This is a genomic window from Pseudomonas sp. OTU750018 (assembly GCF_011636575.1).
Classification (GTDB): Bacteria; Pseudomonadota; Gammaproteobacteria; order Pseudomonadales; family Pseudomonadaceae; genus Aquipseudomonas; species Aquipseudomonas peli.
Genome location: NZ_JAAPAU010000001.1, coordinates 1409478 through 1434837, shown reverse-complemented (window position 1 = coordinate 1434837; position 25360 = coordinate 1409478). Strand labels below are relative to the sequence as shown.

The window sequence follows — 25360 nt, the reverse complement described above, 5'->3', positions numbered from 1 at the left end:
TGCAGCGGCACAGTTGAGGCGGCAAGCTTAACGCCTCAGGCGTGCCGCATACAGCCGGCTGAGGGTGAATGCCTTAGCCCGGATCGCGAAAGCCGGGGTAGTTGGCATTACCTTGCGCCACGCTGACCGAGGTACGGGTGGCGATATCGATGCCTTCGCTGGCCACCTCGGCGAGAAAGTCGATCTGCTCCGGGGTGATCACGTAAGGCGGCAGGAAATACACCACGCTGCCCAGTGGCCTTAGCAGCGCGCCGCGCTCCAACGCGTGCTGGAACACCTTGAGGCCGCGACGTTCCTGCCAGGGGTAGGCGGTTTTGCTGGCTTTGTCCTGCACCATCTCGATGGCCAGGGCCATGCCAGTCTGGCGCACTTCGGCGACATGCGGGTGATCGGCCAGGTGTGCGGTGGCGCTGGCCATCCGAGCGGCCAGGGCCTTGTTGGCCTCGATCACATTGTCCTGCTCGAAGATATCTAGGGTTGCCAGGGCCGCCGCGCAGGCCAGCGGGTTGCCGGTGTAGCTGTGTGAGTGGAGGAAGGCGCGCAGGGTCGAGTAGTCGTCGTAGAACGCCTGATACACCTCGTTGGTGGTCAGGCAGGCGGCCAGCGGCAGATAACCGCCGGTTAGGGCTTTCGAGAGGCAGAGGAAGTCCGGGCGGATGCCGGCCTGTTCGCAGGCGAACATCGTCCCGGTGCGGCCGAAGCCAACGGCGATCTCGTCATGAATCAGGTGCACGCCATAGCGGTCGCAGGCCTCGCGCAGCAGCTTGAGGTAGATCGGGTGATACATGCGCATGCCGCCAGCGCCCTGGATCAGGGGCTCGACGATTACCGCAGCGACGGTACCGTGGTTCTCGGCCAGGGTTTGTTCCATGGCCAGGAACATATTGCTCGAATGTTCTTCCCAACTCATGCCGTCGGGGCGGTGATAGCAATCCGGACTGGGCACCTTGATGGTGTCGAGTAGCAGCGCCTTGTAGGTGTCGGTAAACAGCGCGACATCGCCCACGGACATGGCCGCGATGGTTTCGCCGTGGTAGCTGTTGGAGAGGGTAACGAAGCGCTTCTTCGCCGGTTTGCCGACGTTGAGCCAGTAGTGAAAGCTCATTTTCAGCGCGACTTCGATGCAGGATGAGCCGTTGTCGGCGTAGAACACTCGGTCCAGGCCGGCAGGTGTCATCTTGACCAAGCGCTCGGACAATTCGATCACCGGCTGATGGCTGAAGCCGGCGAGAATCACATGCTCCAGCTGATCGACCTGATCTTTGATGCGCTGATTGATCCGCGGGTTGGCGTGGCCAAACACGTTGACCCACCAGGAGCTGACCGCGTCGAGGTAGCGCTTGCCATCGAAGTCCTCGAGCCACACGCCTTCCCCACGTTTGATCGGTATCAGCGGCAGCTGTTCGTGGTCCTTCATTTGCGTGCAAGGGTGCCAGAGCACCTTCAGGTCACGCTGCATCCACTGGTCATTCAGGCTCATCGCTTTACTTCTTCCTCGGCTCACACTCATCTGCCCCCAGCCTATCAGAAGCATTGCAGTGGATGGGCAGCACAACCCTAAACGATGACTCTGGTCGCCCGCTGGTCCGCTCTATTCTGCCTTCTGTAGCCCTTGCGCTGAACTTTGCAGTGTGCCGCTAGACTAATCGTGCTGAGTTAAAGCATTAGGGCTACGCATCGTATTTCCCGATATTTCAAAGCGAAAAATTCCGCTTTTAGTCGATAGGTTTGTTGCTAGTCTTGCTCCACTCGCGGTTCTAGTCCTTCTCTCCGGAAAGTGTGTAATGCAATGGCGCAATAGTTCTTCTTACTACGGGCTGGTCAGCATCTTTATGCACTGGCTGGTCGCCGTGGTGGTCTTCGGTCTGTTTGGCCTGGGTTACTGGATGGTCGGGCTGGATTACTACAGCAGCTGGCGTCAGACGGCTCCGGATCTGCACAAGAGCATCGGCCTGGTGCTGTTTGCCGTGATGCTGGGGCGGGTGCTGTGGCGCTGGTTCAGTCCGCCCCCGGCGAGTCTGCCTAACCATGGGCGGATGACGCGTATGGCCAGCAAGCTGGGCCACAGCTTTCTCTATCTGGGGCTGTTTGTGCTGATGATTTCCGGCTACCTGATTTCCACGGCAGACGGTCGTGGCATTCCGGTATTCGGTCTGTTTGAAGTGCCAGCCAGTTTGACCAGCATTCCTGATCAGGAAGATGTCGCCGGGCTGGTGCATGAGTATCTGGCGTGGACGCTGGTGATTTTTGCCGGCATTCATGCACTTGCAGCGTTGAAACACCACTTTATTGATCGTGACCGTACGCTCACGCGGATGTTCGGTCGCTAGTTGCGTTTGCTGTTTCCGGGGCTGGACTGGCCCCATCTCACACTCACAAGGAGCATACCCATGTTGAAGAAAACCCTCGTAGCCCTGGCACTGGGTGGCGCATTGATCGGCGCTGGTCAGGCGATGGCGGCCGATTACGCCATCGACAAGCAAGGCCAGCACGCTTTCGTCAATTTCAAGATCAGCCACTTGGGTTACAGCTGGCTGTACGGCACGTTCAAAGACTTCGACGGTAGCTTCAGCTTTGACGCTGCCAAGCCGCAGGACAGCAAGGTCAATGTCACCCTGAACACCACCAGCGTCGACACCAACCACGCTGAGCGCGACAAGCACATTCGCAGCGGTGACTTCCTCAACGTCAGCAAGCACCCAACGGCGACCTTCGCGTCAACCTCGGTCAAATCCACCGGTGAAGGCACTGCCGACATTACTGGCGACCTCACCCTCAACGGCGTGACCAAACCGGTGGTGATTGCCGCCAAGTTTATCGGCGAAGGCAAGGACCCATGGGGTGGCTACCGTGCTGGCTTCGAAGGCAGCACCAAACTGAAGCTGAAAGACTTCGATATCCAGAAAGACCTCGGCCCGGCGTCTCAGGACGTTGAACTGATCATCTCTGTAGAAGGCGTGCGCAAGTAAGCCTGTCAGGCGGGGCATAACCCGCCTGAGATTAGACCTGCCAACAAAAACGCCGCCCATTGGGCGGCGTTTTTGTGTGCGGCTGGCGGACTATGACTCTTCGCGGTTGCGTGTCAGCAGGGCCGGCTTTTCGCCACGCGGACGTGCGCTCGCCAGTTCGTCAAGCTGCTCCGGTGTCGGGAAGCGGTCCAGGCGTGAGCCCTTGTGCACGATCACTGGTTGCTTGTCGCGTGGGCTTTTCACCGCCGCTTCCTGGCGTGGCAGCTCATCGCGGTTCAGCGATGTGGTGCGGGTGTCACGCGGCGGACGTGCACGGCCGGAACCATTACGGCCCTGACCGCCTTGGCCACCAGAGCCTGTGCCCTGACGACGGCCTTGACCGCCAGCATTGGCACCACCGCCATTGCTACGCGGTGGTTTGGCCGGGCGAGCGCCCAGACCAACGCCATTGCTGGCGCTTGGGCCACTTGGCGCTGCAGGCGCACCGGGCCGACGGCCACGGTTCTGCTGCTTGTTCTGGTTCGGGCTTACATAGTCGGCACGGTTGCCGAAATTATCGATTTCATCGTCGCGGAACTCGTCCGGCGCACGGTCCGGAGGGAGTGCGGGTACGGCTGGTGCGGCGGCGCGGCTCGATGATGCGCCACGCGGCTGTTGGCTGCGGCCGCCCTGTGGCTTGCTGCGGTTGTTGTCGCGACCGCTGTCCTTACCCTTGTCCTTGCGGCCACCGCCATGGCGCTCGCCTTCTGGCTTGGCGCCGCGTGGTTGACGTGGCTTCTGCGGCTCGCGCACTTCCGGACGCTCAGCCTCAACGGTGCTGGCATCAAAACCCAGCAGATCGCCGTCACCGATCTTCTGCTTGGTCATGCGCTCAATGCCCTTGAGCAGCTTCTCTTCATCCGGTGCGACCAGGGAAATCGCCTCACCGCTGCGGCCAGCCCGGCCAGTACGGCCAATGCGGTGCACGTAATCTTCTTCGATATTCGGCAGCTCGAAGTTGACCACGTGCGGCAGCTGATCGATATCCAGGCCGCGGGCGGCGATATCAGTGGCTACCAGAATGCGTACTTTGCCGGCCTTGAAGTCAGCCAGGGCTTTGGTGCGGGCGTTCTGGCTCTTGTTGCCGTGGATCGCCACAGCTGGCAGGCCGTGTTTATCCAGGTACTCGGCCAAGCGGTTGGCGCCGTGCTTGGTGCGGGTGAATACCAGTACCTGTTCCCAGGCGCCAGCGGTGATCAGGTGAGCGAGCAGGGCGCGCTTGTGGCTGGCCTGAACGCGGAATACACGCTGCTCGATGCGCTCGACCGTGGTGTTCGGCGGCGTGACCTCGATGCGCTCCGGGTTGTGCAGCAACTTGCCGGCCAGATCAGTGATGTCTTTCGAGAAGGTCGCCGAGAACAGCAGGTTCTGGCGCTTGGCCGGCAGCTTGGCGAGGACCTTCTTCACGTCATGGATAAAGCCCATGTCGAGCATGCGGTCGGCTTCGTCGAGGACGAGGATTTCCACGTGCGAGAGGTCGATGGCGCGCTGGTTGGCCAGGTCGAGCAGGCGGCCGGGGCACGCCACCAGTACGTCGACGCCTTTGGCCAAGGCCTGGACCTGCGGGTTCATACCAACGCCGCCAAAGATGCAGGCGCTGACGAATTTCAAATCGCGGGCATACAGCTTGAAGCTGTCATGCACCTGGGCGGCCAGTTCGCGGGTCGGTGTCAGTACCAGGACGCGCGGCTGCTTTGGGCCGTGACGCTGTTCGCGATCCGGGTGACCGTTGGGGAACAGTCGCTCAAGGATCGGCAGGGCAAAACCGCCTGTTTTACCTGTACCCGTCTGGGCTGCAACCATCAGGTCGCGGCCTTGCAACGCGGCGGGGATGGCCCGCTGTTGCACCGGAGTGGGTTGGGTGTAGCCGGCGGATTCGACCGCACGGACTAAAGCCTCGGAGAGACCGAGGGAGGCAAAGGACATGTGTAATCCTGTCTAGTGAGGGCGCAGCCCTATGGGGTGTATTGCCTGGCTTGAATCACGCTTGGGGGGCGTAATCCCGTCCGGTACTACTGGCCTCTGGGGGCTAGCATCCGGGCGCAAGCCTGGCGGGAAGGCCCGAGTATAACAGAGCCGCTAGTCAGCGCGAGCGTCGGTCTGCTCGGCGGTCTGAGCCGGTACTTCTTGGTGATAGCGTCGCAGTATTGCCGCGTACTCGGGGCTGCTTTTTAGGCGTCGCAGTTCGCTCTCGAAGCGTGGCACCAGTGCTGCCACGGCAGGCCGTTTGCTGAAGGCGGCATACACCTTGTCGCTGTACAGCGGTTGCGGGCTGTAGGCGATGGCATTCTCGGCGCCCATTGTCTTGGCGGTGTAAAGGCCGACGGCACGGTCAGTTATCACCAGATCAATGCGCCCCAGCAGGAGTTTGCCAATATTGGCGTCCAGCGTTGGGGCGTCCTCACGCACAAAGTGAGTGCCCTTCGCGAAGGCTTGGTTGCTGTAGGCGTAGCCGGGTTCTGTGCCAACCCGCAAGCCTGCAAGATCGTCCACCGAGTTGATCAGGTGAGGGCGTGCTCGTGCGTGGAACAGCACCATTGCGCTGTCGGCCATGGCTTCATTGGGGAAAATCATGCCTTTGGCGCGTTCGTCGCTGTAGAACGCATCGAGCAGAATATCCAGTTTGCCATCGCTCATCTTGCGCAAGCAGCGCCGCCATGGCTCCAGCGTAATGTCGTAACTGATATTCAGGTTTGTCAGTACCAGGTGCAGAAGATCAGCATCAATACCGCGCACCTGACCGTCTTCTAGGAGAGTGTAGGGTGGCCATTCATTGGTACAGACTTTCAGGGGCTGGGCGAAACTGTTGACGCTGCAAGACAGCAGGAAAAGCAGTGCATACAACCTGACCATGGTGCGGTGACCTCGCAGACTTCATTGCAGATACCCTGTCTCACTGTAGCTGCTATCTGCGTGTGTCGGCCGCCCATGACCTATAAACATGTGTGCATGTACGCTCAGGTGATCAACTTATAGCAGGGTACATAGGCGCTGTTGCCCGGCAGTTTCATCCGGTGTTGATCCACGAAGGCCTGCAGCAGTTGGTCGAGCTGGCGCATGATTTCGCGTTCACCGCGAATTTCATAAGGGCCATGCTGCTCGATCAGGCGAATGCCCTTGTCCTTGACATTACCCGCGACAATCCCGGAAAACGCCCGGCGCAGGTTGGCGGCCAGTTCATGCACCGGCTGCTCGCGAGTCAGTTTGAGGCTGGCCATGTTGGCGTGGGTTGGCTCGAATGGGTGCTGGAAGCTCTCATCGATCTTCAGCAGCCAGTTGAAGTGGAAGGCGTCGTTGTGTTCGCGGCGGAACTGTTTGACGGCCTTGATCCCTTCGGCCATTTCCCGGGCGACCTGCTCGGGGTTGTCGATGATGATGCTGTAGCGCTGCTGCGCCGCTTCACCCAGGGTTGCGCCGATAAACTCATGCAGCTGCTCGAGGTAGGCGGCGGCGCTGCGTGGCCCGGTCATGATCAGCGGGAAGGGGATGTTCTGGTTATCTGGGTGCATGAGGATGCCGAGGAAATACAGCAGCTCCTCGGCTGTGCCTGCGCCGCCGGGGAAGATGATGATGCCGTGTCCGACGCGGACGAAGGCCTCCAGGCGCTTCTCGATGTCCGGCAGGATCACCAGCTCGTTAACGATTGGGTTGGGCGCTTCGGCGGCGATGATCCCGGGTTCGGTTAGGCCCAGGTAACGGCCATGCACGTTGCGTTGTTTGGCGTGGGAGATGGTCGCGCCTTTCATCGGTCCCTTCATCACGCCAGGGCCGCAACCGGTGCAAATGTCCAGGCCGCGCAGGCCCAGTTCGTGGCCGACTTTCTTGGTGTATTTGTATTCTTCGGTGCTGATCGAATGGCCGCCCCAGCACACCACAATCTTTGGCTCGGCGCCGGCGCGAAGGGTGTGGGCGTTGCGCAGCAGGTGGAAGACGTAATCGGTGATGCCCTGAGAGCTACCAAAATCGATGCGTTGATTTTCCAGCTCGCTCTGCGTGTAGACGATGTCGCGTAGGGCGCTGAACAGCATTTCGCGGGTGCTGGCGATCATCTCGCCATCGACAAAGGCGTCAGCCGGAGCGTTGAACAGCTCCAGGCGGATGCCGCGGTCTTGCTGCAGGATATTGATCTCGAAGTCTGGATAGGCTTCCAGAATGGTCTTGGCGTTATCGCTGTGCGATCCGGTGTTGAGGATGGCCAAGGCGCATTGGCGGAATAGCGCATAGACGCTGCCGGAACCGGTTTCGCGCAGTTGTTGCACTTCACGCTGCGAGAGGGTTTCCAGGCTGCCTTTGGGGGTGACTGAGGCATTGATGGTTTTTCTGCTGACCATTGAGCAACTCCATGGAGGTCTTGAGCTTCAAGCTATGCAGGGTTGACCTTGAGGTCAAGTCGGTGTGGGTGATGAGTCACGGCAGGATATGTCTGAGGCAGCCGACTTGGGGGAAGTCCAAACTGTGGTGTGTGTCGCGGGATAACGTCCATGGCGCGTGCAGTGGCCATGGACGCGGTATCGCCCCTCAGCGTGGCAGCTTGAGGTTGTTCCAGATCGCCAGGCTCGGTTCAGCCTGGTTCATGCTGTAGAAGTGCAGGCCTGGGGCGCCGCCTTGCAGCAGGCGCTCACACATTTCAGTGATGACCTGCTCGCCATACGCCTGGATGCTGTCGGTGTCGTCACCGTAGGCTTCCAGTTGTTTGCGCACCCAGCGCGGGATTTCCGCACCGCAGGCGTCGGAGAAGCGCGCCAGCTTGCTGTAGTTGGTGATCGGCATGATGCCCGGTACCACTGGAATATCTACACCCAGCTTGCGCACACGGTCGACAAAGTAGAAGTAGCAGTCGGCGTTGAAGAAGTACTGGGTAATCGCGCTGTCTGCGCCGGCTTTGGCCTTACGCACGAAGTTGGCGATGTCGTCCTCGAAATTGCGTGCCTGCGGGTGCATTTCCGGGTAGGCGGCCACTTCGATATGGAAGTGATCACCTGTTTCTTCGCGAATAAAGCTGACCAGGTCGTTGGCGTAGCGCAGTTCGCCGCTGGCCATGCCCATGCCCGACGGCAGGTCGCCACGCAGCGCAACAATGCGTTTGATTCCGGAACTCTTGTACAGGTTCAGCAACTCGCGCAGCTCGGCCTTACTGTCGCCCACACAGGACAGGTGCGGTGCGGTGGGCACCTTCACGTCGCCGTCGAGTTGCAGCACGGTGTTGAGCGTACGGTCGCGGGTGGAGCCACCGGCACCATAGGTGCAGGAGAAGAAATCGGGTTTGTAGGTCGCCAGCTGGCGCGCCACATTCATCAGTTTTTCGTGCCCGGCTTCGGTTTTGGTGGGAAAGAACTCGAAGCTGTAACGGCGTTCTTGGCTCATAGGGTGTCTAGCCTTGGAGACGAAAGGTGGAGGGCGTTGTTCCATCCACCTTGCGGGAAGTCGGCGGTGGATAAGCCAGAGGCTTATCCACCCTACGAATTAGTAGCGGTAAGCGTGTGGCTTGAACGGGCCTTCCTGCGGCACGCCGATGTATTCGGCTTGCTTGCTGGTCAGTTGGGTCACCACGCCGCCGAAGCCTTTGACCATTTCCAGGGCCACTTCTTCGTCGAGCTTCTTAGGCAGCACTTCCACGGTCAGACGCTCGGCTTTCTTGTCGGCGGACAAGTCAGCAAACTTCTGCTCGAACAGGAAGATCTGCGCCAGTACCTGGTTGGCGAAGGAGCCGTCCATGATCCGGCTCGGGTGGCCGGTGGCGTTGCCCAGGTTCACCAGACGGCCTTCAGCCAGCAGGATCAGGTAGTCATCGTTGTGCGGGTCGAAGCTGCCGCTGCCGGTGCGGTGGATCTTGTGCACTTGTGGCTTCACTTCTTCCCATGCCCAGTTCTTGCGCATGAAAGCGGTGTCGATTTCATTGTCGAAGTGGCCGATGTTGCACACCACTGCGCGCTTTTTCAGGGCCTTGAGCATGTTCGCGTCGCACACGTTGACGTTACCGGTGGTGGTCACCAGCAGGTCAATTTTGCTCAGCAGGGCGCTGTCGATGCTTGCAGCGGTGCCGTCGTTGATGCCGTCGATGAACGGTGAAACCACTTCATAGCCGTCCATGCAGGCCTGCATGGCGCAGATCGGGTCCACTTCGGTTACGCGTACGATCATGCCTTCCTGACGCAGCGACTGCGCGGAGCCCTTGCCCACGTCGCCGTAACCGATAACCAGCGCTTGCTTGCCGGACAGCAGGTGGTCGGTGCCGCGCTTGATGGCGTCGCTCAGGCTGTGACGGCAGCCGTATTTGTTGTCGTTTTTGCTCTTGGTCACCGAGTCATTGACGTTGATCGCCGGGATCTTCAGCTCGCCCTTGGCCAGCATGTCCAGCAGGCGGTGCACGCCGGTGGTGGTCTCTTCGGTGACGCCGTGGATGCGCTCCAGCATCTGCGGGTATTTCTTGTGCAGGATCTCGGTCAGGTCGCCGCCGTCGTCGAGGATCATGTTGGCATCCCATGGCTTACCGTCCTTGAGGATGGTTTGCTCGATGCACCACTCGTACTCTTCTTCGGTTTCGCCCTTCCAGGCGAATACCGGGATACCGGCAGCAGCGATAGCCGCAGCAGCTTGGTCCTGGGTGGAGAAGATGTTGCACGACGACCAGCGTACTTCGGCACCCAGTGCAGTCAGGGTTTCGATCAGCACGGCAGTCTGGATAGTCATGTGGATGCAGCCGATGATCTTCGCGCCCTTGAGTGGCTGCTCGCCGGCGTATTTGCGGCGCAGGCCCATCAAAGCAGGCATTTCAGATTCGGCGATGATGGTTTCGCGACGGCCCCAGGCAGCCAGGGAAATGTCAGCGACTTTAAAATCGTTAAAAGCGGCGCTCATAAAAGCTCTCCATTCGTTGTCTGCGAATGGGCGCCGTTGATGCGTATGGTTAACGCCCTGTCCGAGCCTGACAAATCTCTGGTGGCCAGAGTTTGCTGCAGCGCCCCTCGGACAGGTGGCGGGTGCGACCGGAGCTGTGCCGGCCACATGAAGCTGGCGAAGTATAGCCAGCCTGGCGCATAAGCCCAAGGCTTTCTGTCGGGCGGATTGGCTGTTGCGCCATCGCTTTTGGCTGCTTCAGTCATGGTGTTTGCGTCAGCGCTGATACAGGCTGCAGATGTTTATTCCCTCAACGCGGAGCTGCCATGACGATTGCTTACTGGTGTGTATTGATTGCCCTGTTTCTGCCTTACCTGTCGACGGTTACCGCCAAGGCCGTCAGCGGTGGTTTTAGCCCGCGTCATAACCATGACCCGCGGGCGTTGCTCAACAGCCTCAGCGGCGTCGGGCGGCGGGCCAACAACGCCCAGCTCAACAGTTTTGAAGTGACCCCGGCGTTTTCGGCCGCGGTGATCATTGCCCACCTGGTAGGCGGCGCTGAGCAGGCATTGCTTGATCAGTTGGCGATCGCGTTTGTCGTCAGCCGTATTGTCTATTTTATCTGTTACCTGGCTGACTGGGCGCCGGTGCGTTCACTGGTGTGGTTCGTCAACATGGGTCTGATCATCAGCCTGTTTGTCGTATCGGCTTGATTGCAGCAGGACTGTTCAGTCCTCTGCGGCAAAACACCACGCTTGGCCGGTGGGTGCTGGGTGGCGATACTGTCACCCGTTATCCACCCGGTTGTTGGCATTTGAAGGTGTTATGAAGCTTAAAACCTTGTCTCTGGTTGTATTGGCGCTGGCTCTAAGCGGCTGCGGCGGTGTCGATCCCAATTCGCCGCAAGGCCAGCGTCAGAGCATTTTCAAGCAGATGCTCAAGGTCAGCGAAGACCTTGGCGGCATGCTGCGCGGGCGGTTGGCGTTCAAGGAGCAGGCATTTGTTGACGGCGCCGCCAAGCTCGATCAGTTGACCCGCACGCCTTGGCAGCACTTTCCGCAGGTGCGTGATGAAGGTGAGGAAAGCCGTGCCAAGGATGACGTCTGGCAGCGCCAGGCGCGCTTTCAGGAGCTGGCTCGTGCCATGGAAACCAGCACCGCTGCGCTGGTCGCCGCGACGGCGGCAAAGCCGTTAAAGCCCGATGCACTGGTTGCGCCGATGCAGCGTGTTGAAGACAGCTGCAAAGCTTGTCATGAAGAGTTTCGCGCGTTCTAAGGTCCTTAAAATCCGGCGATCTGCGCGGTGCGCAACTGCGCCTGCAGGGCTTCCACCTCGGGATGCCGGAAGAAAGCCGTTAACTGCGCCGCGCGTTGCGGGCCGATGCCGTGCTGGCGTAGCCAGTCGGCCGTGCTGCGCTGCGCCAAAGTGTCCCAGTCCGCGTTTAATGGCACCTGAGACGGAACTCCGAGGGCACGCAGCCAGGCCTGCTGCGGACGTTGGCGGGCCAATTGAAAACTCTGCTGCAAGGCCGCTGCGCTGCGCGGCCCGAGGCCGGGTACACGGCTCAACTGCTCGGGAGTTAACTCCAGCCAGTCGAGCAGGCCGTTGATCATTCCCGCCTGCAGCAGCTTTTCCCACGTGCCCGGGCCCACCCCCGGCAGAGATAAACCTTGTTTGCCGCTGAGCCAGGCCAGGCGTGCACGGAACTGGCTGGCGCAAGCGGCGCTGGCTTGCCAGCAGCTCAGGGCGTGGTAAGCGCGGGCATCTGGCACCGGCAATTCAGCGCGCTCTTGGGTGTGCCAGAACACGCTGTCGAGCACCGGGATGGTAAGCCCGGAAAGCCGGATCACCACCTGGTCGCCGGGGCGTATATCCAGCGCCTGCCAGCGTTGCAATGAGTTGGCGCTGACGTATTCGATGCGCCGGTCATCCAATTTTACCGGCTGCACGCGCAGCACCGGGGTGATGCGCCCGCTGCGGCCGATGCGAAAGTCCACGGCCTGCACCACGGCCAGAGCCTGGCCGACCGGGTACTTCCAGGCCACTGCCCAATGCGGCGGTTCTGCTTGCCAACGTGCGGCCTGCGGGCGCTGGGCCTGACGCAGCACCACGCCATCGGTGGCGAAGGGTAGGGCGCTGCTGTACCACTGCTCGCGCCAGTGGCTGGCGTCGGCCATGCTGCGGAGGGGATGGCTGAACGTGGCGCTGTCGGTGAAGCCCAGCGCGCTCAGCTGCTGCAGGCGCTCTAGCATGCTGGCTGGGCCATCGGGCCAATCCCAGACAAACAGGCCGATACCGGCTGCGTCCTCATGGCTCAACGCCTTGCGGCTCATCAGTCCGGCTACCTTACTGCGTGCACCTTGGCCGCCATCTTGCCGCTGGATATGCCCAGGTCTGCGCCAGTACAACTCGCCTTGCAGGGTCAGGTTCAGCGCCGAAGGCAGCTCTGCGGGAATTGCTGGCAGCTGGTGGGCCAGCTGGGTCCAGTCCTGCCCCTGACGGCCGTCGCCGCGACTGATCAGTTGCTGCAGGTGCCCTTGGTGATACACCAGGCTGACGGCCACGCCATCGACCTTGGGCTGAATCCAAAGCTCTTCCCGGTTAGCCATCCACTGCGCAACGGCGCGCTTGTCCGGCAACTTACGCAGGCCTGTGTGAGCCACCGGGTGCGGTTGTGGGCCGGTGCTGCTGGCCAGCGGGTTAACTGCCGTGCTGTGGGGTTCCAGGAAGCAGCTGCGCCAGTGTTGCAGGGTGACGCTGGCCTGGTCATACAGCTCATCTGCGACCGGGCTTTGCCCCAGGCGATGGTAGGCATCGTCCCATTCGGCCAGTTGTCGGCTCAGGGCATTCAATTCGCGTTCGGCGCGCGGGGCGGACCAGTCGGGGCAGGTGGCCCCAAGGGGGCTGCTGAACAGCAGCAGGCAGGCAATTCGGAGGTTCACCGTGAGCGTCCTTGCTCGGCAGATGGCTCACTCAGACTAGTCGGATTTACCCGAGTGAGCGCGATGTGTAGGCAATAAAAAGCCCCGCACAAGGCGGGGCTTCGGGTATTGCTTCAGGCTTACAACCCAGCGGCAGCGCGCAGGTCGGCGACCTTGTCGGTTTTTTCCCAGGTGAAGGTGGTGAAGGTGTCGTTGCCGACGGTCTTCTGCTTCGGTGTGCGGCCGAAGTGGCCGTAGGCCGCGGTGTCCTGGTACATCGGGTGCAGCAGGTCGAGCATCTTGGTGATGGCATAAGGGCGCAGGTCGAACACTTCACGCACCAGCTTGATGATCAAATCGTCTGCCACCTTGTTGGTGCCGAAGGTGTTGATCGAGATCGAGGTCGGCTGAGCCACGCCGATGGCGTAGGACACCTGAATTTCGCAACGCTCGGCCAGGCCGGCAGCGACGATATTCTTTGCCACGTAACGACCGGCGTAGGCGGCTGAGCGGTCAACCTTGGATGGGTCCTTGCCGGAGAACGCGCCGCCACCGTGACGGGCCATGCCGCCGTAGGAGTCGACGATGATCTTGCGCCCGGTCAGACCGCAGTCACCCACTGGGCCGCCGATCACGAAGTTGCCGGTCGGGTTGATGTGGAACTGGGTGCCTTTGTGCAGCAGCTCGGCCGGCAGGGCGTGCTTGATGATCAGCTCCATCACGCCTTCACGCAGGTCAGCCAGCGACACTTCCGGGTTGTGCTGAGTGGACAGCACAACCGCATCGATGCCGACTACCTTGCCATTTTCGTATTGGCAGGTGACCTGGGATTTTGCATCCGGTCGCAGCCATGGCAGCAGGCCGGACTTGCGCGCTTCGGCCTGGCGCTCGACCAGACGGTGGCTGAAGCAGATCGGTGCGGGCATCAGTACGTCGGTTTCGTTGCTGGCGTAGCCGAACATCAGGCCCTGGTCGCCGGCACCCTGGTCTTCCGGTTTGGCGCGGTCGACGCCCTGGTTGATGTCCGGGGACTGCTTGCCAATGATGTTCAGCACGCCGCAGGTGGCGCCGTCGAAGCCGACTTCGGAGTTGGTGTAGCCGATGTCACAGATCACGTCGCGGACGATCTGTTCCAGGTCGACCCAGGCGCTGGTTGTGACTTCACCGGCAACGATGGCCACACCGGTCTTGACCAGGGTTTCCACGGCAACGCGGGCGTGTTTGTCCTGGGCGATGATGGCGTCCAGCACCGCGTCGGAAATTTGGTCGGCGATTTTGTCGGGATGGCCTTCGGAGACGGACTCGGAGGTAAAGAGGGAGTATTCGCTCATCGTGCGGGTTCCTGTTAGTGACCGGTAGTTGCAGCCCGTAGGCCATGAGTGAGTGACGGTTTGGCAAAGTGCCGAACCTGAATCTGAAAGCCGTTGCGCAGGCCTACGTAGAGGCTTTCGCAGGTGTTAAGGCCGGCCGCAGCGGCCCAGCGCGCCAGGTCGTCCTGTTCGAAGCCCAGCCACAGGTCGCCGCAGGCTTCGCGGGCCCAGCTCTGGTTGTGGCTGCACAATTCGGTGATCAGCAGGCTGCCGCCAGGTTTCACGCGCTGCGCCAGCTGCTTGAGCGCATCGGCTGGGGCGGCGAAGTGGTGCAGCACCATGTTCAGCACCAGGCAGTCGGCAGCCGGGTAGTCGTCTTGCAGGGCGTCGGCCAGCTGCAGTTGCACATTGCCCAGGCCTTCTTCGGTGCAGCGCATGCGCGCCAGTTCAAGCATCGCCGCGCTGTTGTCCAGGGCCAGCACCTGCTGGAAGCGTTGCGCCAATTCCGGGAGAAAGCCGCCATCGCCAGGACCGATTTCCACGGCGCTGGCATCACGGCCAAAACCCAGTGAGTCGAGCAGGGTCAGCACGCTGTCGCGGTACTGCGGCAGGCCGGCGATCAGGTCCTGCTGCGCCTGAAAGCTAGCCGCGCTGCGGGCGAAGAACTCCTGGCTGGCGGCGGCGCGCTGGCCGTGCACTTGGGCGATGCGTTGCTGTACCTCGGCGGGCAGCTGTAGCTGATCGATTTCATCAAGCAGCGCGCTGTGCAGGCGACTACCCAGCTGTTCACCCTGAGCCAGGGCGCGGCGGTAGAAAATCGCATTGCCTTCGCGGCGGGTAGCCACCAGGCCAGCCTGGGCCAGCACCTTGAGATGATGGCTGATGCCGGATTGACCGGTGGCGAAGATCTGCGCCAACTCCAATACACCGAACGAGTCGTTGGCCAGGGCGCGCAGAATGTTCAGGCGCAACGCGTCACCGCTGGCCTTGCACAGGGCGGCGAGGGCATCGACCGGCTCGAAGGCCAAATGGGCGGCGCGCATATTCATATGTTGGGCAGTCTAGTCGGTCACTTTTTATCCAGCAAGGGCAATATCAAAAAGTTTTGATATTGCCCTTGCTGGTGCGCAGTGCCTGTTCGACCTGTTCCAGCAGCACGGCCGCCGCGGGGCTCAGGCTGTGTTCACGGCGCCAGACGGCATGCAGGTCGCGGCTGATCTGTAAGTCGCGAACGGGCAGGTGGCACAGCTGTCCGCTGCGCAGCTCCTCCTGCACCGCCAGTTCGGAAATCCAGGCCACGGCTTGGCCGGCCAACAAGCTGCGTTTTAGCGCCTCGCTATTGCCCAGGGCCATGGCGATACGCGGTTGCAGGCCGAGCGACTGATAGGCCTGCTCCAGACTGGCGCGGGTGCCAGAGCCCGGTTCGCGTATTAGCAGGGCGGCGTCGGCCAGTTCTCCTGGGCTGACGGTCGCCTGCTTGGCCAGAGGATGCTTGGGGCTGGCGACGGGCAGCAACGCATCCGTGCCAAGGTGGCGGTGATTGAACTGTTCCGGGGCGAATGGCCCTTCAATAAAGGCCAGGGTGATGGTGTTGTCTTCCAGTTGTTGCAGGCAGGTTGCGGTGTTGTCGATCTGCAGGCTCAGCTGCAGGTCGGGGTACTGCTGATGAAACGGCGCAATCAGCGCTGGCAGCAGGTAGCTGCCCAGGGTGGCGCTGGCACCCAGGTACAGCTCGCCGCAGCCGAGGTTGGCGAAGGCCTGCAAGTCACGTTCGGCGGCCTGCTCCAGAGCAAAGATGCGCTCGGCATAGGGCAGTAGGCGTTGCCCGGCGGCGGTCAGGGTGACGCCACGGCTTTGTCGGTCAAACAGCGGCAAGCGCAGGCGTGCTTCCAGCTCGCGGATCTCACGGGTCACCGCCGGCTGGCTGATAAACAGGCGGGCGGCTCCCGCGCTGATGCTGCCGGTCTGGGCGATGGCGAGAAAGACTTTGAGGTGATGCAGATTCATAAATAGAAGGTATGCCTTGTATCTTTTATATGTATTTTACCTATAGCACGGCTGTGCCTAACCTCCCAGTCATGGATCGCCATTGGCGATTGTCTGTGAGGAATGCCGTGATGTTGCGCCCCTTTACCCGTTTGCATGAGCCGCTGGCTTTTGTTCGTCAATTCACCCCCAACTGGTTCGCCATGACTATGGGCACCGGCGTGCTGGCGCAGGTGGTGGCCAAGATGCCGCTGACTTTCCCTGGGCAGCTGCTGTTGGCCGAAGGCCTATGGTGGCTGACGGTGCTGCTGTTTGGTCTGTTCAGTGTGCTGTTTGCCGCGCGCCTGCTGTTGTTTCGCGACACCCTGTGGCCGATGCTCGATCACCCGGTGCAGTCGATGTTTCTGGGGGCGATCCCCATGGGGCTGGTGCAGGTGATCAACGGTTTGCTGTTGTTTGCCGCGCCGGTGCATGGCGCCGCCCTCGTGACGCTGGCTCATGGCTTGTGGTGGCTGGCGCTGGTCTTGGCCCTGGGCGCTGCGCTTGGCGTGCCCTATTTGATGTTTACCCGGCAGAAGCATGTGCTGGAAACCCTGACCGGGGTCTGGCTGCTGCCGATTGTTGCACCCGAAGTGGTGGCCAGTGGCGCGGCGGCACTGGCGCCGCACCTGGCGGCGGAGTCGGCGCAATTGCTGCTCAGTCTGGGCTATGTACTGTGGGGCTTGTCGCTGAGCCTGGCGTTTGCCCTGATCGCCTTGGTGCTGCTGCGCCTAGCCCTGCACAAGTTGCCGGATATGGATTTTGCCGCCAGCAGCTGGCTGCCACTGGGGCCGCTGGCCACCGGTTGCCTGGGTCTGATCAGTCTGGGGCAGGCGGCGCCTCAGGCCTGGCAGGGCACCGCGTTGCAGGGCGCGGCCGAAATGGCGCAGCAGCTGGGTCTGGTCGGTGGGTTGGCGCTCTGGGGTGCGGGGTTGTGGTGGTTGGTCGCGGCCAGCCTGTTTACCCAGCATTACATGCGCCGTGAGCTGCCCTTCAACCTGGGTTGGTGGGGGTTCACCTTCCCGCTGGGGGTATTTACCCTGGCCACCTTTGCTCTGCAGCAGATGACCGGCTTGGCATTCTTTATGTGGGTGGGCCTGTTGCTGGCGGCCAAGCTGGTGCTGGTCTGGTTGCTGGTGATGCGTCGCACACTGCACGGTTTGTGGCACGGCGAGCTGTTTCGCGCCCCCTGTCTGGCCACGCAAGCGTCGATTTGAGGCGGCTGACGGGGGCTAATTGCCAATTGTCCGGGGTTAACGACCATCTGTGATTGCCCCCATGGCGCCGCTGGGCGAAAATGGCCGCCTTTTTCGACCCCCAGTTGCCCAAGCAGCCCCCGCAGGAGATTCAGTGATGCCCAGCCGTCGTGAGCGAGCCAATGCCATTCGTGCCCTCAGCATGGATGCCGTGCAGAAAGCCAACAGCGGCCACCCCGGTGCCCCGATGGGCATGGCGGATATCGCCGAAGTCCTGTGGCGTGACTTCCTCAAGCACAACCCGAGCAACCCGAAATTCGCCGACCGTGACCGCTTTGTGCTGTCCAACGGCCATGGCTCGATGCTGATCTACTCGCTGCTACACCTGACCGGCTACGACCTGGGCATCGAAGACCTGAAAAACTTCCGTCAGCTGCACAGCCGCACCCCGGGCCACCCGGAATACGGCTACACGCCGGGTGTAGAGACCACCACTGGCCCGCTTGGCCAGGGCATCGCCAACGCCGTCGGTTTCGCCATTGCCGAGAAGGTGCTGGGTGCGCAGTTCAACCGTGACGGCCACCAGATCGTTGACCACTTCACCTACGCCTTCCTCGGCGACGGCTGCATGATGGAAGGCATCAGCCATGAAGTCTGCTCCCTGGCCGGCACCTTGGGCCTGGGCAAGCTGGTGGCGTTCTATGACGACAACGGCATTTCCATCGACGGCGAAGTCCACGGCTGGTTCACCGACGACACCCCGGCGCGCTTCGAAGCCTACGGCTGGCAGGTGATCCGCAATGTTGACGGCCACGACGCCGACGAAATCAAGATCGCCATCGAGACCGCGCGCAAGACCAGCGACCGTCCGACCCTGATCTGCTGCAAGACCACCATCGGTTTCGGTTCGCCGAACAAGCAGGGCAAGGAAGAGTGCCACGGCGCGCCGCTGGGCAACGACGAAATCGCCCTGACCCGCGCCACCCTGGGCTGGAACCATGGCCCGTTCGAAATCCCGGCCGACATCTACGCCGAGTGGGACGCCAAGGCCGCTGGTGCGGCCGCCGAGGCCGAGTGGAACGAGCGCTTTGCTGCCTACGCCGCCGCCTTCCCTGAGCTGGCCAGCGAGTTCAAACGCCGCGTCGCCGGCGAATTGCCCGCTGACTTCGCTGAGAAGACCGCTGCTTATATTCAAGAAGTGGCCGCCAAAGGCGAAACCATTGCCAGCCGCAAAGCCAGCCAGAACACCCTGAATGCCTTTGGCCCGCTGCTGCCGGAATTCCTCGGCGGCTCGGCGGATCTGGCCGGTTCCAACCTGACCCTGTGGAAAGGCTGTAAAGGTGTGTCGGCAGACGACGCGTCTGGCAACTACATGTTCTACGGCGTGCGCGAGTTCGGCATGAGCGCCATCATGAACGGCGTGGCCCTGCACGGTGGCTTCGTGCCCTACGGCGCGACCTTCCTGATCTTTATGGAATACGCACGCAACGCGGTGCGCATGGCCGCGCTGATGAAGCAGCGTGTGTTGTTCGTGTTTACCCACGACTCCATCGGCCTCGGTGAAGACGGCCCGACCCACCAGCCAATCGAGCAGTTGGCCAGCCTGCGTGGCACGCCGAACCTCGACACCTGGCGCCCATGCGACGCCGTTGAGTCCGCCGTGGCGTGGAAATACGCCATCGAGCGCAATGACGGCCCGTCTGCACTGATCTTCAGCCGGCAGAACCTGCCGCACCAGAGCCGCGACGCTCAGCAGCTGGCTGATGTCGCTCGTGGTGGTTATGTGCTGAAAGACTGCGCGGGTGAGCCGGAACTGATCCTGATCGCCACCGGCTCGGAAATCGGTCTGGCCATGCAGGCTGCTGCCAAGCTGGAAGAGCAGGGCCGCCAGGTGCGCGTCGTCTCGATGCCGTCGACCAGCGTGTTCGACCAGCAGGATGCCGGCTACAAGCAGGCCGTGTTGCCGGTGCAAGTCGGTGCGCGTATCGCCATCGAAGCCTCGCATGCCGACTACTGGTACAAATACGTGGGGCTGGAAGGTCGCATCATCGGCATGACCACCTTCGGTGAGTCTGCCCCCGCGCCGGCGCTGTTCGAGGAATTCGGCTTCACCGTCGAAAACATCCTGGAAACCGCCGCCGAGCTGCTGGACGCCTGATCCGGCGAATGATGGGTGATGCCGCGTTGCGGCTCACCCATCCTACGGTTCCCTATCGAGACCACCATGCCCAAGCGCCCCTATCGAATTGCCCTCAACGGTTATGGCCGGATCGGCCGCTGCGTGCTGCGTGCGCTGCATGAGCGAGGCGCGGGCGCGCAGCTGGAAATCGTCGCGCTGAATGACCTGGCCGACCAAGCCAGCATCGAATACCTGACGCGTTTCGACTCCACCCACGGGCGTTTCCCCGGTGAGGTGAAGGTCGACGGCGATTGCCTGCATATCAATGGCGACTGCGTAAAGGTGCTGCGCCAGGCCAGTCCAGAAGCCATCGACTGGGCCGCGCTGGACATTGATCTGCTACTCGAATGCTCCGGTCAGTACACCAGCCGCAGCGAGGCGCAGCGCTTTATCGATGCTGGCGCGCCGCGCGTATTGCTGTCGCAACCGATGGCCAGTGAGGCAGATATCGACGCCACGGTGGTCTACGGGGTCAATCAGGATTGCCTGAGCGGCGCCGAGCTACTGGTGTCCAACGCCTCCTGCACCACCAACTGTGGTGTGCCGCTGCTCAAACTGCTGAATGAGACGGTGGGTATCGAATACGTGTCGATCACCACCATCCACTCGGCGATGAACGACCAGCCGGTGATCGACGCTTACCACCACGAAGACCTGCGCCGCACGCGCTCGGCCTTTCAGTCAGTGATTCCTGTGTCCACCGGTCTGGCCCGTGGTATCGAGCGCCTGCTGCCGGAACTCAGCGGGCGTATCCAGGCCAAAGCCATCCGTGTGCCGACGGTGAATGTCTCATGCCTGGACATCACCCTGCAGACCGCGCGTGACACCTCCACTGATGAGATCAACCGCGTGTTGCGCCAGGCAGCGGAAAGCGGCCCGCTCAAAGGCTTGCTGGCCTACACCGAACTGCCGCACGCCAGTTGCGACTTCAATCATGACCCGCACTCGGCCATTGTCGATGGCAGCCAGACCCGCGTCTCCGGGCCGCGTCTGGTCAACCTGCTGGCTTGGTTCGACAACGAGTGGGGGTTTGCCAACCGCATGCTCGATGTCGCTGAACACTTTCTCTCCCTGACTACTCCAGCCCCCGTGAAGGACTGATATATGACCGTTCTGAAGATGACCGACCTCGACCTCGCCGGTAAGCGCGTGCTGATCCGCGAAGACCTCAACGTGCCGGTAAAAGACGGTGCGGTGAAGAGCGACGCGCGCATCCTCGCCTCCCTGCCGACTATCAAGCTGGCGCTGGAGAAGGGCGCAGCGGTCATGGTCTGCTCGCACCTGGGCCGTCCGACCGAAGGCGAATTCAGCGAAGAAAACAGCCTGGCGCCGGTCGCCGCCTACCTGAGCAAGGCCTTGGGTCGCGATGTGCCGCTGGTAAAAGATTACCTCGGCGGCGTTGAGCTCAAGGCTGGCGAGATCGTGCTGTTCGAGAACGTGCGCTTCAACAAGGGCGAGAAGAAAAACGCCGATGAACTGGCCCAGCAGTACGCTGCGCTGTGTGACGTGTTCGTCATGGACGCCTTCGGCACCGCTCACCGCGCTGAGGGTTCGACCCATGGCGTGGCCAAGTTCGCCAAGGTGGCCTGCGCCGGCCCGCTGCTGGCGGCCGAGCTGGAAGCCCTGGGCAAGGCGCTGGGTAACCCTGCCAAGCCAATGGCCGCGATCGTTGCCGGCTCCAAGGTGTCGACCAAGCTCGACGTGCTCAATAGCCTGAGCCAGATCTGCGACCAGCTGATTGTCGGTGGCGGCATCGCCAACACCTTCCTCGCTGCTGCCGGTTTCCCGGTGGGCAAGTCGCTATACGAGGCCGATCTGGTGGAGACTGCTAAGGCCATCGCGGCCAAGGTCAGCGTGCCATTGCCGGTTGATGTGGTCGTCGCCAAAGCCTTCGCCGAAGACGCTGAAGCCACCGTCAAACTGGTGGCCGATGTGGCTGAAGACGACATGATTCTGGATATCGGCCCGCAAACTGCAGCGCAGTTTGCCGAGTTGCTGAAATCCTCGAAAACCATCCTGTGGAACGGCCCGGTCGGGGTGTTTGAGTTCGACCAGTTCGGCAACGGCACTAAGGTGCTGGCCCAGGCCATCGCCGAAAGCCCGGCGTTCTCCATTGCCGGTGGCGGCGACACCCTGGCGGCTATCGACAAATACGGCGTTGGCGCGCAGATCAGCTATATCTCCACCGGTGGCGGTGCGTTCCTCGAGTTTGTCGAGGGCAAGGTATTGCCGGCGGTTGAAGTGCTGGAACAACGCGCTAACGCATAAACAGCCTGATCATGGAGCGAGTCCCGATAATGAAACGGATTACCCTGCTGGCATTGCTCAGCCTGCTTGGCGCCTGCGCCAGTCAGCCTGCACCGTCGGATAACTGGACGCGCTGGGTGTGCGACAGCCAGACCGAAGTGCTCTGGCGTTTCGCCGACAGCAGCGCAGAGTCCGTCGATGTGCGCCTCGGCGGCGGTGATATCGTTTATCGCTTGCAGCAGGAGCCCGCCGGCTCGGGTGCGCTGTACAGTGACGGGATGTTGTCTTTTCACACCAAAGGCGAGGAAGGGCTGGTCTACTGGACGGCCAAGGATGACCTGATCGGCCGTGGCTGCAAGGCCCCCTGACAACGACTTAAATACAGGCCGGGTTCACTCCCGGTCTGAATGACTTGAATAGCGCCTGCCCCTGCGGCAGGCTTGCACGATTAACGAGCCCCACCGGGAGAAAGAACACCATGGCACTTATCAGCATGCGCCAGATGCTCGACCACGCCGCCGAATTCGGTTACGGCGTGCCGGCTTTTAACGTCAATAACCTCGAGCAGATGCGCGCGATCATGGAAGCGGCCGACAAGACCGATTCCCCGGTGATCGTTCAGGCATCGGCCGGTGCGCGTAAATACGCCGGCGCGCCGTTCCTGCGTCACCTGATCCTGGCGGCTATCGAAGAATTCCCACACATCCCGGTGTGCATGCACCAGGACCACGGCACCAGCCCTGACGTCTGCCAGCGCTCGATCCAACTGGGCTTCAGCTCGGTGATGATGGACGGCTCACTGAAAGAAGACGGCAAGACTCCGGCCGACTACGACTACAACGTCCGTGTCACCCAGCAGACCGTCGCCTTTGCCCACGCCTGCGGCGTGTCGGTGGAAGGTGAGTTGGGTTGCCTGGGCAGCCTGGAAACCGGCATGGCCGGCGAAGAAGACGGCGTTGGCGCGGAAGGCGTGCTTGATCACAGCCAGATGCTGACCGACCCGGAAGAGGCGGCTGACTTCGTCAAACGCACCCAGGTCGATGCCCTGGCCATCGCCATCGGCACCAGCCACGGCGCGTACAAGTTCACCAAGCCGCCGACCGGTGACATCCTCGCCATCGACCGCATCAAGGAAATCCACAAGCGCATCCCCAACACCCACCTGGTGATGCACGGCTCCAGCTCGGTGCCGCAAGAATGGCTGGCGATCATCAACCAGTACGGCGGCGACATCAAAGAAACCTACGGCGTGCCGGTGGAAGAAATCGTCGAAGGCATCAAGTACGGCGTGCGCAAAGTCAACATCGACACCGACCTGCGTCTGGCGTCCACCGGTGCCATGCGCCGCCTGATGGCCGAGAACCCGAGCGAGTTCGACCCGCGCAAATTCTTCGGTGCCACCGTCACCGCTATGCGCGACATCTGCATCGCCCGTTACGAAGCCTTCGGCACCGCCGGCAACGCCTCGAAGATCAAACCGATCTCCCTGGAAGGCATGTTCCAGCGTTATGCCAAGGGTGAGCTGGCCGCCAAGGTCAACTAAGCCTGTTGCTGTACTGAAAGCCCCGCCGATGCGGGGCTTTTTGTTATTCGGAGGAGTCTTATGACGAGGTTGATCGGGCTGTTCGGTGTACTCGCTGCATTGGCCGGCTGTGCCCATCAGCCACCAGTGAGCGGGCCGCCCGTTAATGTGGCGGTGGCGAGCGATCCGCAGCAGTGCGCCACCCGCGTCGAGTGCACGACCAAGACTGCGCGTACGTTGCTGTTTGTCTACGACTACGCCGCTGCCGGTGCGCCGCTGGTGCAGCGCGATGGGCGCTTGCTGTTTACCCCGGCCGATGTGCCCGTCACTGAATGGCCGGCGCTTTATATCCGTCTGGCCGAAGTCGAGCAGAGCGCCTTTGCCTTCAATGCGCAGTGCCGGGCGCAGACCTGTCGCCTGACGGCCCCGCAGCTGCTGCAGATCTACCGCAGTTACCTGGCGGACAAACCTTGTACCTTCTCTGCGGCGGTGTGCCGTATCGACTAGCGCGGCGGCAGGTTGGAGAGAAACGCCAGAATCGCCGCCTGCACCCGAGGCGTGTCCTGCGGCGAGAGGATGTCGCCGGCCAGCACATGGTGTGACGGGTCCTGTGTGCCCTTGAGGGCGATCAGCTGCTTGTGCGGCGAGCCAAAGCGGGCAAAGGCCGCTTCGATAGCCGGGGCGCTGACCACCTGATCGTCCGGTGAATAAATAGTGAGAATCGGCGCGCTGATCTGTTCCAGCGGCTGATCGCGCACGTATTTCACCAGCGCCATCATTGGCAGCAGTGCCTGTATCGGGTAGCGGTGGCTCCAGTAGCGCGCCTGTTCGGCGTTGCGCGGTTGCCATTGATGTTCAGGGCCCAGCAGCAAGGGCACAAAGTGCGTCGCCCAGGGCCAGGTGAGCACGGTCGCGGCCGGGTCTTTTGGGGCAAAGTTCGGCGACACCATGATATAGGCCAGCACCTGCGGGTTATCGCCCTGCAGCGCCAGCCAGGTGGCCAGGGTGGCGCCGGTGGAGGTGCCGATCACCAGCACCTGTTTGCCCAAGCGCTGGCCGATCTGTAGGGCCTCCTGACTGTCCTGCAACCAGTCCTGAACGCTGGCCTCGGCCATCGCGGCCTCGCTACGGCCGTGACCGGTGAGGCGGGTGTAGAACAGGTTGGCGCCCAGCTGCTGGGCCAGTCGGTCGCTGAGCGGTGCGGTTTCCTGGCGAGTGGCCGAATAACCATGCAGGTAGATGATCGCCAGGTCGGTCTGGCGCTGGTCTGGATGGGCCCAGACGATGGTCTTTTCCGCTCCGGGCGTGATGTCCGGGTAGGGCGCTTCAGTCTCAGCCAGATAGCGGTCGAGGTCGGCAGGCAGCTGGATCGCTGTCAGTTGGGTGTCGACGGGTGGCACAGGACCGAGGCTGAACGCCACGGCAAGCAGCGCGAGAATCAGCGCACAGGCGGGTAGGGCTTTTTTCATCGTGCGGTTCTTGTGTGAGTTGTTGTCGGCAGGATGGCTGCTGGCATTCTGCTACAGCAGCTGTAGCTGCGCCTATCGCCCATTTGTGGGCTTGGTAAAACCATGTAAAACACCGGCCACGTGCAGCGCGGCGCGCTGGTCCATACTCGGGCCACCGTTGTCTCTGGATATCTGTCTGCATGCCAAGCAAATTGCGCATTCTGTTGTACTTCTTTCTGGCTGTGCTGCTGGCGAGTGTGATGGGCACTGTGCTGCAGACCCAGTTCAATCTGGCCAACCTGCAGGCGCTTGGCGCGCCCATGCCGCTTGGTGTGCGGGTGCAGACCACCTGCCTGGACCTGTTGGGCTTTAGCCCGACCTTCGCGATGCTGGTGATCCTCGGTTTTATTTTTGCCTTGCCAGCCGCAAGCCTGCTGGCGCGCCTCTGGCCAATGGGCCGCTGGCTGCTGTTTACCCTGGCCGGTGCGTTGGCGGTGCTGGCGGCGATGGCGCTGGCCAATGCACTGCTACCGATGCCAACGCTGATTGGCGCCAACCGCACGTTTGCCGGCACCCTCGGGCTGATGGCATGCGGCAGCCTGGGCGCGCTGTTATTTGCCGTGCTGGTGCGGCGCTCATCGCCGGCGCAATCCTGATTTATCCCTCT

Annotated in this window: 23 protein-coding genes and 1 riboswitch; of the genes, 12 read left to right on the top strand and 11 right to left on the bottom strand. The window is 61.8% G+C overall.

The genetic code is table 11. The features are described 5' to 3' along the window. Positions 1-73 precede the first annotated feature (73 nt). Positions 74-1480 carry an adenosylmethionine--8-amino-7-oxononanoate transaminase gene (locus HCI85_RS06775; RefSeq protein ID WP_167143371.1) on the bottom strand — a complete coding sequence of 469 codons (1407 nt, stop codon included), beginning with the start codon at positions 1478-1480 and terminating at the stop codon, positions 74-76. A gap of 304 nt (positions 1481-1784) precedes the next feature. Between HCI85_RS06775 and HCI85_RS06770 the strand changes: the two genes are divergently transcribed. Further along, positions 1785-2330 (top strand): cytochrome b, encoded by a 546-nt coding sequence (locus HCI85_RS06770; protein ID WP_167143368.1) that lies wholly within the window; start codon positions 1785-1787, stop codon positions 2328-2330. A gap of 60 nt (positions 2331-2390) precedes the next feature. Continuing rightward, on the top strand, positions 2391-2969 hold the full coding sequence (locus HCI85_RS06765; RefSeq protein WP_090250063.1) for a YceI family protein: 579 nt from the start codon (positions 2391-2393) through the stop codon (positions 2967-2969). Between the two features lie 90 nt (positions 2970-3059). Here HCI85_RS06765 and HCI85_RS06760 read toward each other — a convergent pair whose 3' ends face one another. The 5 genes from HCI85_RS06760 to ahcY form a co-directional block, all read right to left on the bottom strand. Next, positions 3060-4934: a DEAD/DEAH box helicase gene (locus HCI85_RS06760; protein WP_167143365.1), complete on the bottom strand. Its 1875-nt coding sequence runs from the start codon at positions 4932-4934 to the stop codon at positions 3060-3062. Positions 4935-5087: 153 nt separating this feature from the next. Further along, a complete protein-coding gene (locus tag HCI85_RS06755) occupies positions 5088-5861 on the bottom strand; it encodes a substrate-binding periplasmic protein (protein WP_167143361.1) in 774 nt (257 codons plus the stop codon). Positions 5862-5965: 104 nt separating this feature from the next. After that, positions 5966-7339, bottom strand: coding sequence for a nucleotide 5'-monophosphate nucleosidase PpnN (gene ppnN, locus HCI85_RS06750; RefSeq protein WP_167143357.1), 1374 nt, complete (start codon positions 7337-7339; stop codon positions 5966-5968). A gap of 187 nt (positions 7340-7526) precedes the next feature. Then, positions 7527-8372 (bottom strand): methylenetetrahydrofolate reductase [NAD(P)H], encoded by an 846-nt coding sequence (gene metF / locus HCI85_RS06745; RefSeq protein WP_090250053.1) that lies wholly within the window; start codon positions 8370-8372, stop codon positions 7527-7529. A 99-nt stretch (positions 8373-8471) separates the two neighbouring features. Then, positions 8472-9866, bottom strand: coding sequence for an adenosylhomocysteinase (gene ahcY / locus HCI85_RS06740; RefSeq protein ID WP_167143354.1), 1395 nt, complete (start codon positions 9864-9866; stop codon positions 8472-8474). Positions 9867-9887: 21 nt separating this feature from the next. Next, a riboswitch (S-adenosyl-L-homocysteine riboswitch) is annotated at positions 9888-9981 on the bottom strand. Positions 9982-10171: 190 nt separating this feature from the next. On the opposite strand from ahcY, the gene HCI85_RS06735 reads away from it, so the two are divergent. After that, positions 10172-10558 carry an MAPEG family protein gene (locus HCI85_RS06735; protein ID WP_167143351.1) on the top strand — a complete coding sequence of 129 codons (387 nt, stop codon included), beginning with the start codon at positions 10172-10174 and terminating at the stop codon, positions 10556-10558. A 112-nt stretch (positions 10559-10670) separates the two neighbouring features. Further along, positions 10671-11120, top strand: a complete 450-nt coding sequence (locus HCI85_RS06730) for a c-type cytochrome (protein ID WP_167143348.1) — start codon at positions 10671-10673, stop codon at positions 11118-11120. A 5-nt stretch (positions 11121-11125) separates the two neighbouring features. Here HCI85_RS06730 and ligB read toward each other — a convergent pair whose 3' ends face one another. The 4 genes from ligB to HCI85_RS06710 all read right to left on the bottom strand — a co-directional run bounded on the left by ligB (position 11126) and on the right by HCI85_RS06710 (position 16083). Next, positions 11126-12787: an NAD-dependent DNA ligase LigB gene (ligB, locus tag HCI85_RS06725; protein WP_167143345.1), complete on the bottom strand. Its 1662-nt coding sequence runs from the start codon at positions 12785-12787 to the stop codon at positions 11126-11128. 119 nt (positions 12788-12906) lie between these two features. Next, positions 12907-14097 carry a methionine adenosyltransferase gene (gene metK, locus HCI85_RS06720; protein ID WP_167143342.1) on the bottom strand — a complete coding sequence of 397 codons (1191 nt, stop codon included), beginning with the start codon at positions 14095-14097 and terminating at the stop codon, positions 12907-12909. A gap of 14 nt (positions 14098-14111) precedes the next feature. Beyond that, positions 14112-15125: an ArsR/SmtB family transcription factor gene (locus tag HCI85_RS06715; RefSeq protein ID WP_167143339.1), complete on the bottom strand. Its 1014-nt coding sequence runs from the start codon at positions 15123-15125 to the stop codon at positions 14112-14114. Positions 15126-15171: 46 nt separating this feature from the next. Continuing rightward, positions 15172-16083 (bottom strand): LysR family transcriptional regulator, encoded by a 912-nt coding sequence (locus tag HCI85_RS06710; protein ID WP_167143336.1) that lies wholly within the window; start codon positions 16081-16083, stop codon positions 15172-15174. Between the two features lie 110 nt (positions 16084-16193). Between HCI85_RS06710 and HCI85_RS06705 the strand changes: the two genes are divergently transcribed. The 7 genes from HCI85_RS06705 to HCI85_RS06675 all read left to right on the top strand — a co-directional run bounded on the left by HCI85_RS06705 (position 16194) and on the right by HCI85_RS06675 (position 23752). After that, positions 16194-17318, top strand: a complete 1125-nt coding sequence (locus HCI85_RS06705; protein WP_167143333.1) for a TDT family transporter — start codon at positions 16194-16196, stop codon at positions 17316-17318. Positions 17319-17454: 136 nt separating this feature from the next. Next, positions 17455-19455, top strand: a complete 2001-nt coding sequence (tkt, locus tag HCI85_RS06700; RefSeq protein WP_167143330.1) for a transketolase — start codon at positions 17455-17457, stop codon at positions 19453-19455. Positions 19456-19521: 66 nt separating this feature from the next. After that, positions 19522-20577 (top strand): erythrose-4-phosphate dehydrogenase, encoded by a 1056-nt coding sequence (gene epd, locus HCI85_RS06695; RefSeq protein WP_167143327.1) that lies wholly within the window; start codon positions 19522-19524, stop codon positions 20575-20577. A 3-nt stretch (positions 20578-20580) separates the two neighbouring features. Further along, a complete protein-coding gene (locus HCI85_RS06690; RefSeq protein ID WP_167143323.1) occupies positions 20581-21744 on the top strand; it encodes a phosphoglycerate kinase in 1164 nt (387 codons plus the stop codon). Positions 21745-21773: 29 nt separating this feature from the next. Continuing rightward, complete coding sequence (locus HCI85_RS06685; protein WP_090250020.1) at positions 21774-22091, top strand: MliC family protein; 318 nt, start codon at positions 21774-21776, stop codon at positions 22089-22091. Between the two features lie 110 nt (positions 22092-22201). After that, on the top strand, positions 22202-23266 hold the full coding sequence (gene fba, locus HCI85_RS06680) for a class II fructose-bisphosphate aldolase (protein ID WP_090250017.1): 1065 nt from the start codon (positions 22202-22204) through the stop codon (positions 23264-23266). 60 nt (positions 23267-23326) lie between these two features. Next, positions 23327-23752, top strand: a complete 426-nt coding sequence (locus HCI85_RS06675; RefSeq protein ID WP_167143320.1) for a hypothetical protein — start codon at positions 23327-23329, stop codon at positions 23750-23752. Here HCI85_RS06675 and HCI85_RS06670 read toward each other — a convergent pair. Next, positions 23749-24714 carry an alpha/beta hydrolase gene (locus HCI85_RS06670; protein WP_167143312.1) on the bottom strand — a complete coding sequence of 322 codons (966 nt, stop codon included), beginning with the start codon at positions 24712-24714 and terminating at the stop codon, positions 23749-23751. The two genes, HCI85_RS06675 and HCI85_RS06670, sit on opposite strands and share 4 nt — an antisense overlap. Positions 24715-24893: 179 nt before the next feature. Between HCI85_RS06670 and HCI85_RS06665 the strand changes: the two genes are divergently transcribed. After that, positions 24894-25349, top strand: a complete 456-nt coding sequence (locus HCI85_RS06665; RefSeq protein WP_167143310.1) for a hypothetical protein — start codon at positions 24894-24896, stop codon at positions 25347-25349. Positions 25350-25360: the final 11 nt, after the last annotated feature.

What these genes read in the sequence shown, in the direction of transcription:
- HCI85_RS06775 (WP_167143371.1), bottom strand. Translation starts at nt 1,480, where the DNA reads ATGAGCCTGAATGACCAGTGGATGCAGCGTGACCTGAAGGTGCTCTGG.
- HCI85_RS06770 (WP_167143368.1), top strand. Translation starts at nt 1,785, where the DNA reads ATGCAATGGCGCAATAGTTCTTCTTACTACGGGCTGGTCAGCATCTTT.
- HCI85_RS06765 (WP_090250063.1), top strand. Translation starts at nt 2,391, where the DNA reads ATGTTGAAGAAAACCCTCGTAGCCCTGGCACTGGGTGGCGCATTGATC.
- HCI85_RS06760 (WP_167143365.1), bottom strand. Translation starts at nt 4,934, where the DNA reads ATGTCCTTTGCCTCCCTCGGTCTCTCCGAGGCTTTAGTCCGTGCGGTC.
- HCI85_RS06755 (WP_167143361.1), bottom strand. Translation starts at nt 5,861, where the DNA reads ATGGTCAGGTTGTATGCACTGCTTTTCCTGCTGTCTTGCAGCGTCAAC.
- ppnN (WP_167143357.1), bottom strand. Translation starts at nt 7,339, where the DNA reads ATGGTCAGCAGAAAAACCATCAATGCCTCAGTCACCCCCAAAGGCAGC.
- metF (WP_090250053.1), bottom strand. Translation starts at nt 8,372, where the DNA reads ATGAGCCAAGAACGCCGTTACAGCTTCGAGTTCTTTCCCACCAAAACC.
- ahcY (WP_167143354.1), bottom strand. Translation starts at nt 9,866, where the DNA reads ATGAGCGCCGCTTTTAACGATTTTAAAGTCGCTGACATTTCCCTGGCT.
- HCI85_RS06735 (WP_167143351.1), top strand. Translation starts at nt 10,172, where the DNA reads ATGACGATTGCTTACTGGTGTGTATTGATTGCCCTGTTTCTGCCTTAC.
- HCI85_RS06730 (WP_167143348.1), top strand. Translation starts at nt 10,671, where the DNA reads ATGAAGCTTAAAACCTTGTCTCTGGTTGTATTGGCGCTGGCTCTAAGC.
- metK (WP_167143342.1), bottom strand. Translation starts at nt 14,097, where the DNA reads ATGAGCGAATACTCCCTCTTTACCTCCGAGTCCGTCTCCGAAGGCCAT.
- HCI85_RS06715 (WP_167143339.1), bottom strand. Translation starts at nt 15,125, where the DNA reads ATGAATATGCGCGCCGCCCATTTGGCCTTCGAGCCGGTCGATGCCCTC.
- HCI85_RS06710 (WP_167143336.1), bottom strand. Translation starts at nt 16,083, where the DNA reads ATGAATCTGCATCACCTCAAAGTCTTTCTCGCCATCGCCCAGACCGGC.
- HCI85_RS06705 (WP_167143333.1), top strand. Translation starts at nt 16,194, where the DNA reads ATGTTGCGCCCCTTTACCCGTTTGCATGAGCCGCTGGCTTTTGTTCGT.
- tkt (WP_167143330.1), top strand. Translation starts at nt 17,455, where the DNA reads ATGCCCAGCCGTCGTGAGCGAGCCAATGCCATTCGTGCCCTCAGCATG.
- epd (WP_167143327.1), top strand. Translation starts at nt 19,522, where the DNA reads ATGCCCAAGCGCCCCTATCGAATTGCCCTCAACGGTTATGGCCGGATC.
- HCI85_RS06690 (WP_167143323.1), top strand. Translation starts at nt 20,581, where the DNA reads ATGACCGTTCTGAAGATGACCGACCTCGACCTCGCCGGTAAGCGCGTG.
- HCI85_RS06685 (WP_090250020.1), top strand. Translation starts at nt 21,774, where the DNA reads ATGAAACGGATTACCCTGCTGGCATTGCTCAGCCTGCTTGGCGCCTGC.
- fba (WP_090250017.1), top strand. Translation starts at nt 22,202, where the DNA reads ATGGCACTTATCAGCATGCGCCAGATGCTCGACCACGCCGCCGAATTC.
- HCI85_RS06675 (WP_167143320.1), top strand. Translation starts at nt 23,327, where the DNA reads ATGACGAGGTTGATCGGGCTGTTCGGTGTACTCGCTGCATTGGCCGGC.
- HCI85_RS06670 (WP_167143312.1), bottom strand. Translation starts at nt 24,714, where the DNA reads ATGAAAAAAGCCCTACCCGCCTGTGCGCTGATTCTCGCGCTGCTTGCC.
- HCI85_RS06665 (WP_167143310.1), top strand. Translation starts at nt 24,894, where the DNA reads ATGCCAAGCAAATTGCGCATTCTGTTGTACTTCTTTCTGGCTGTGCTG.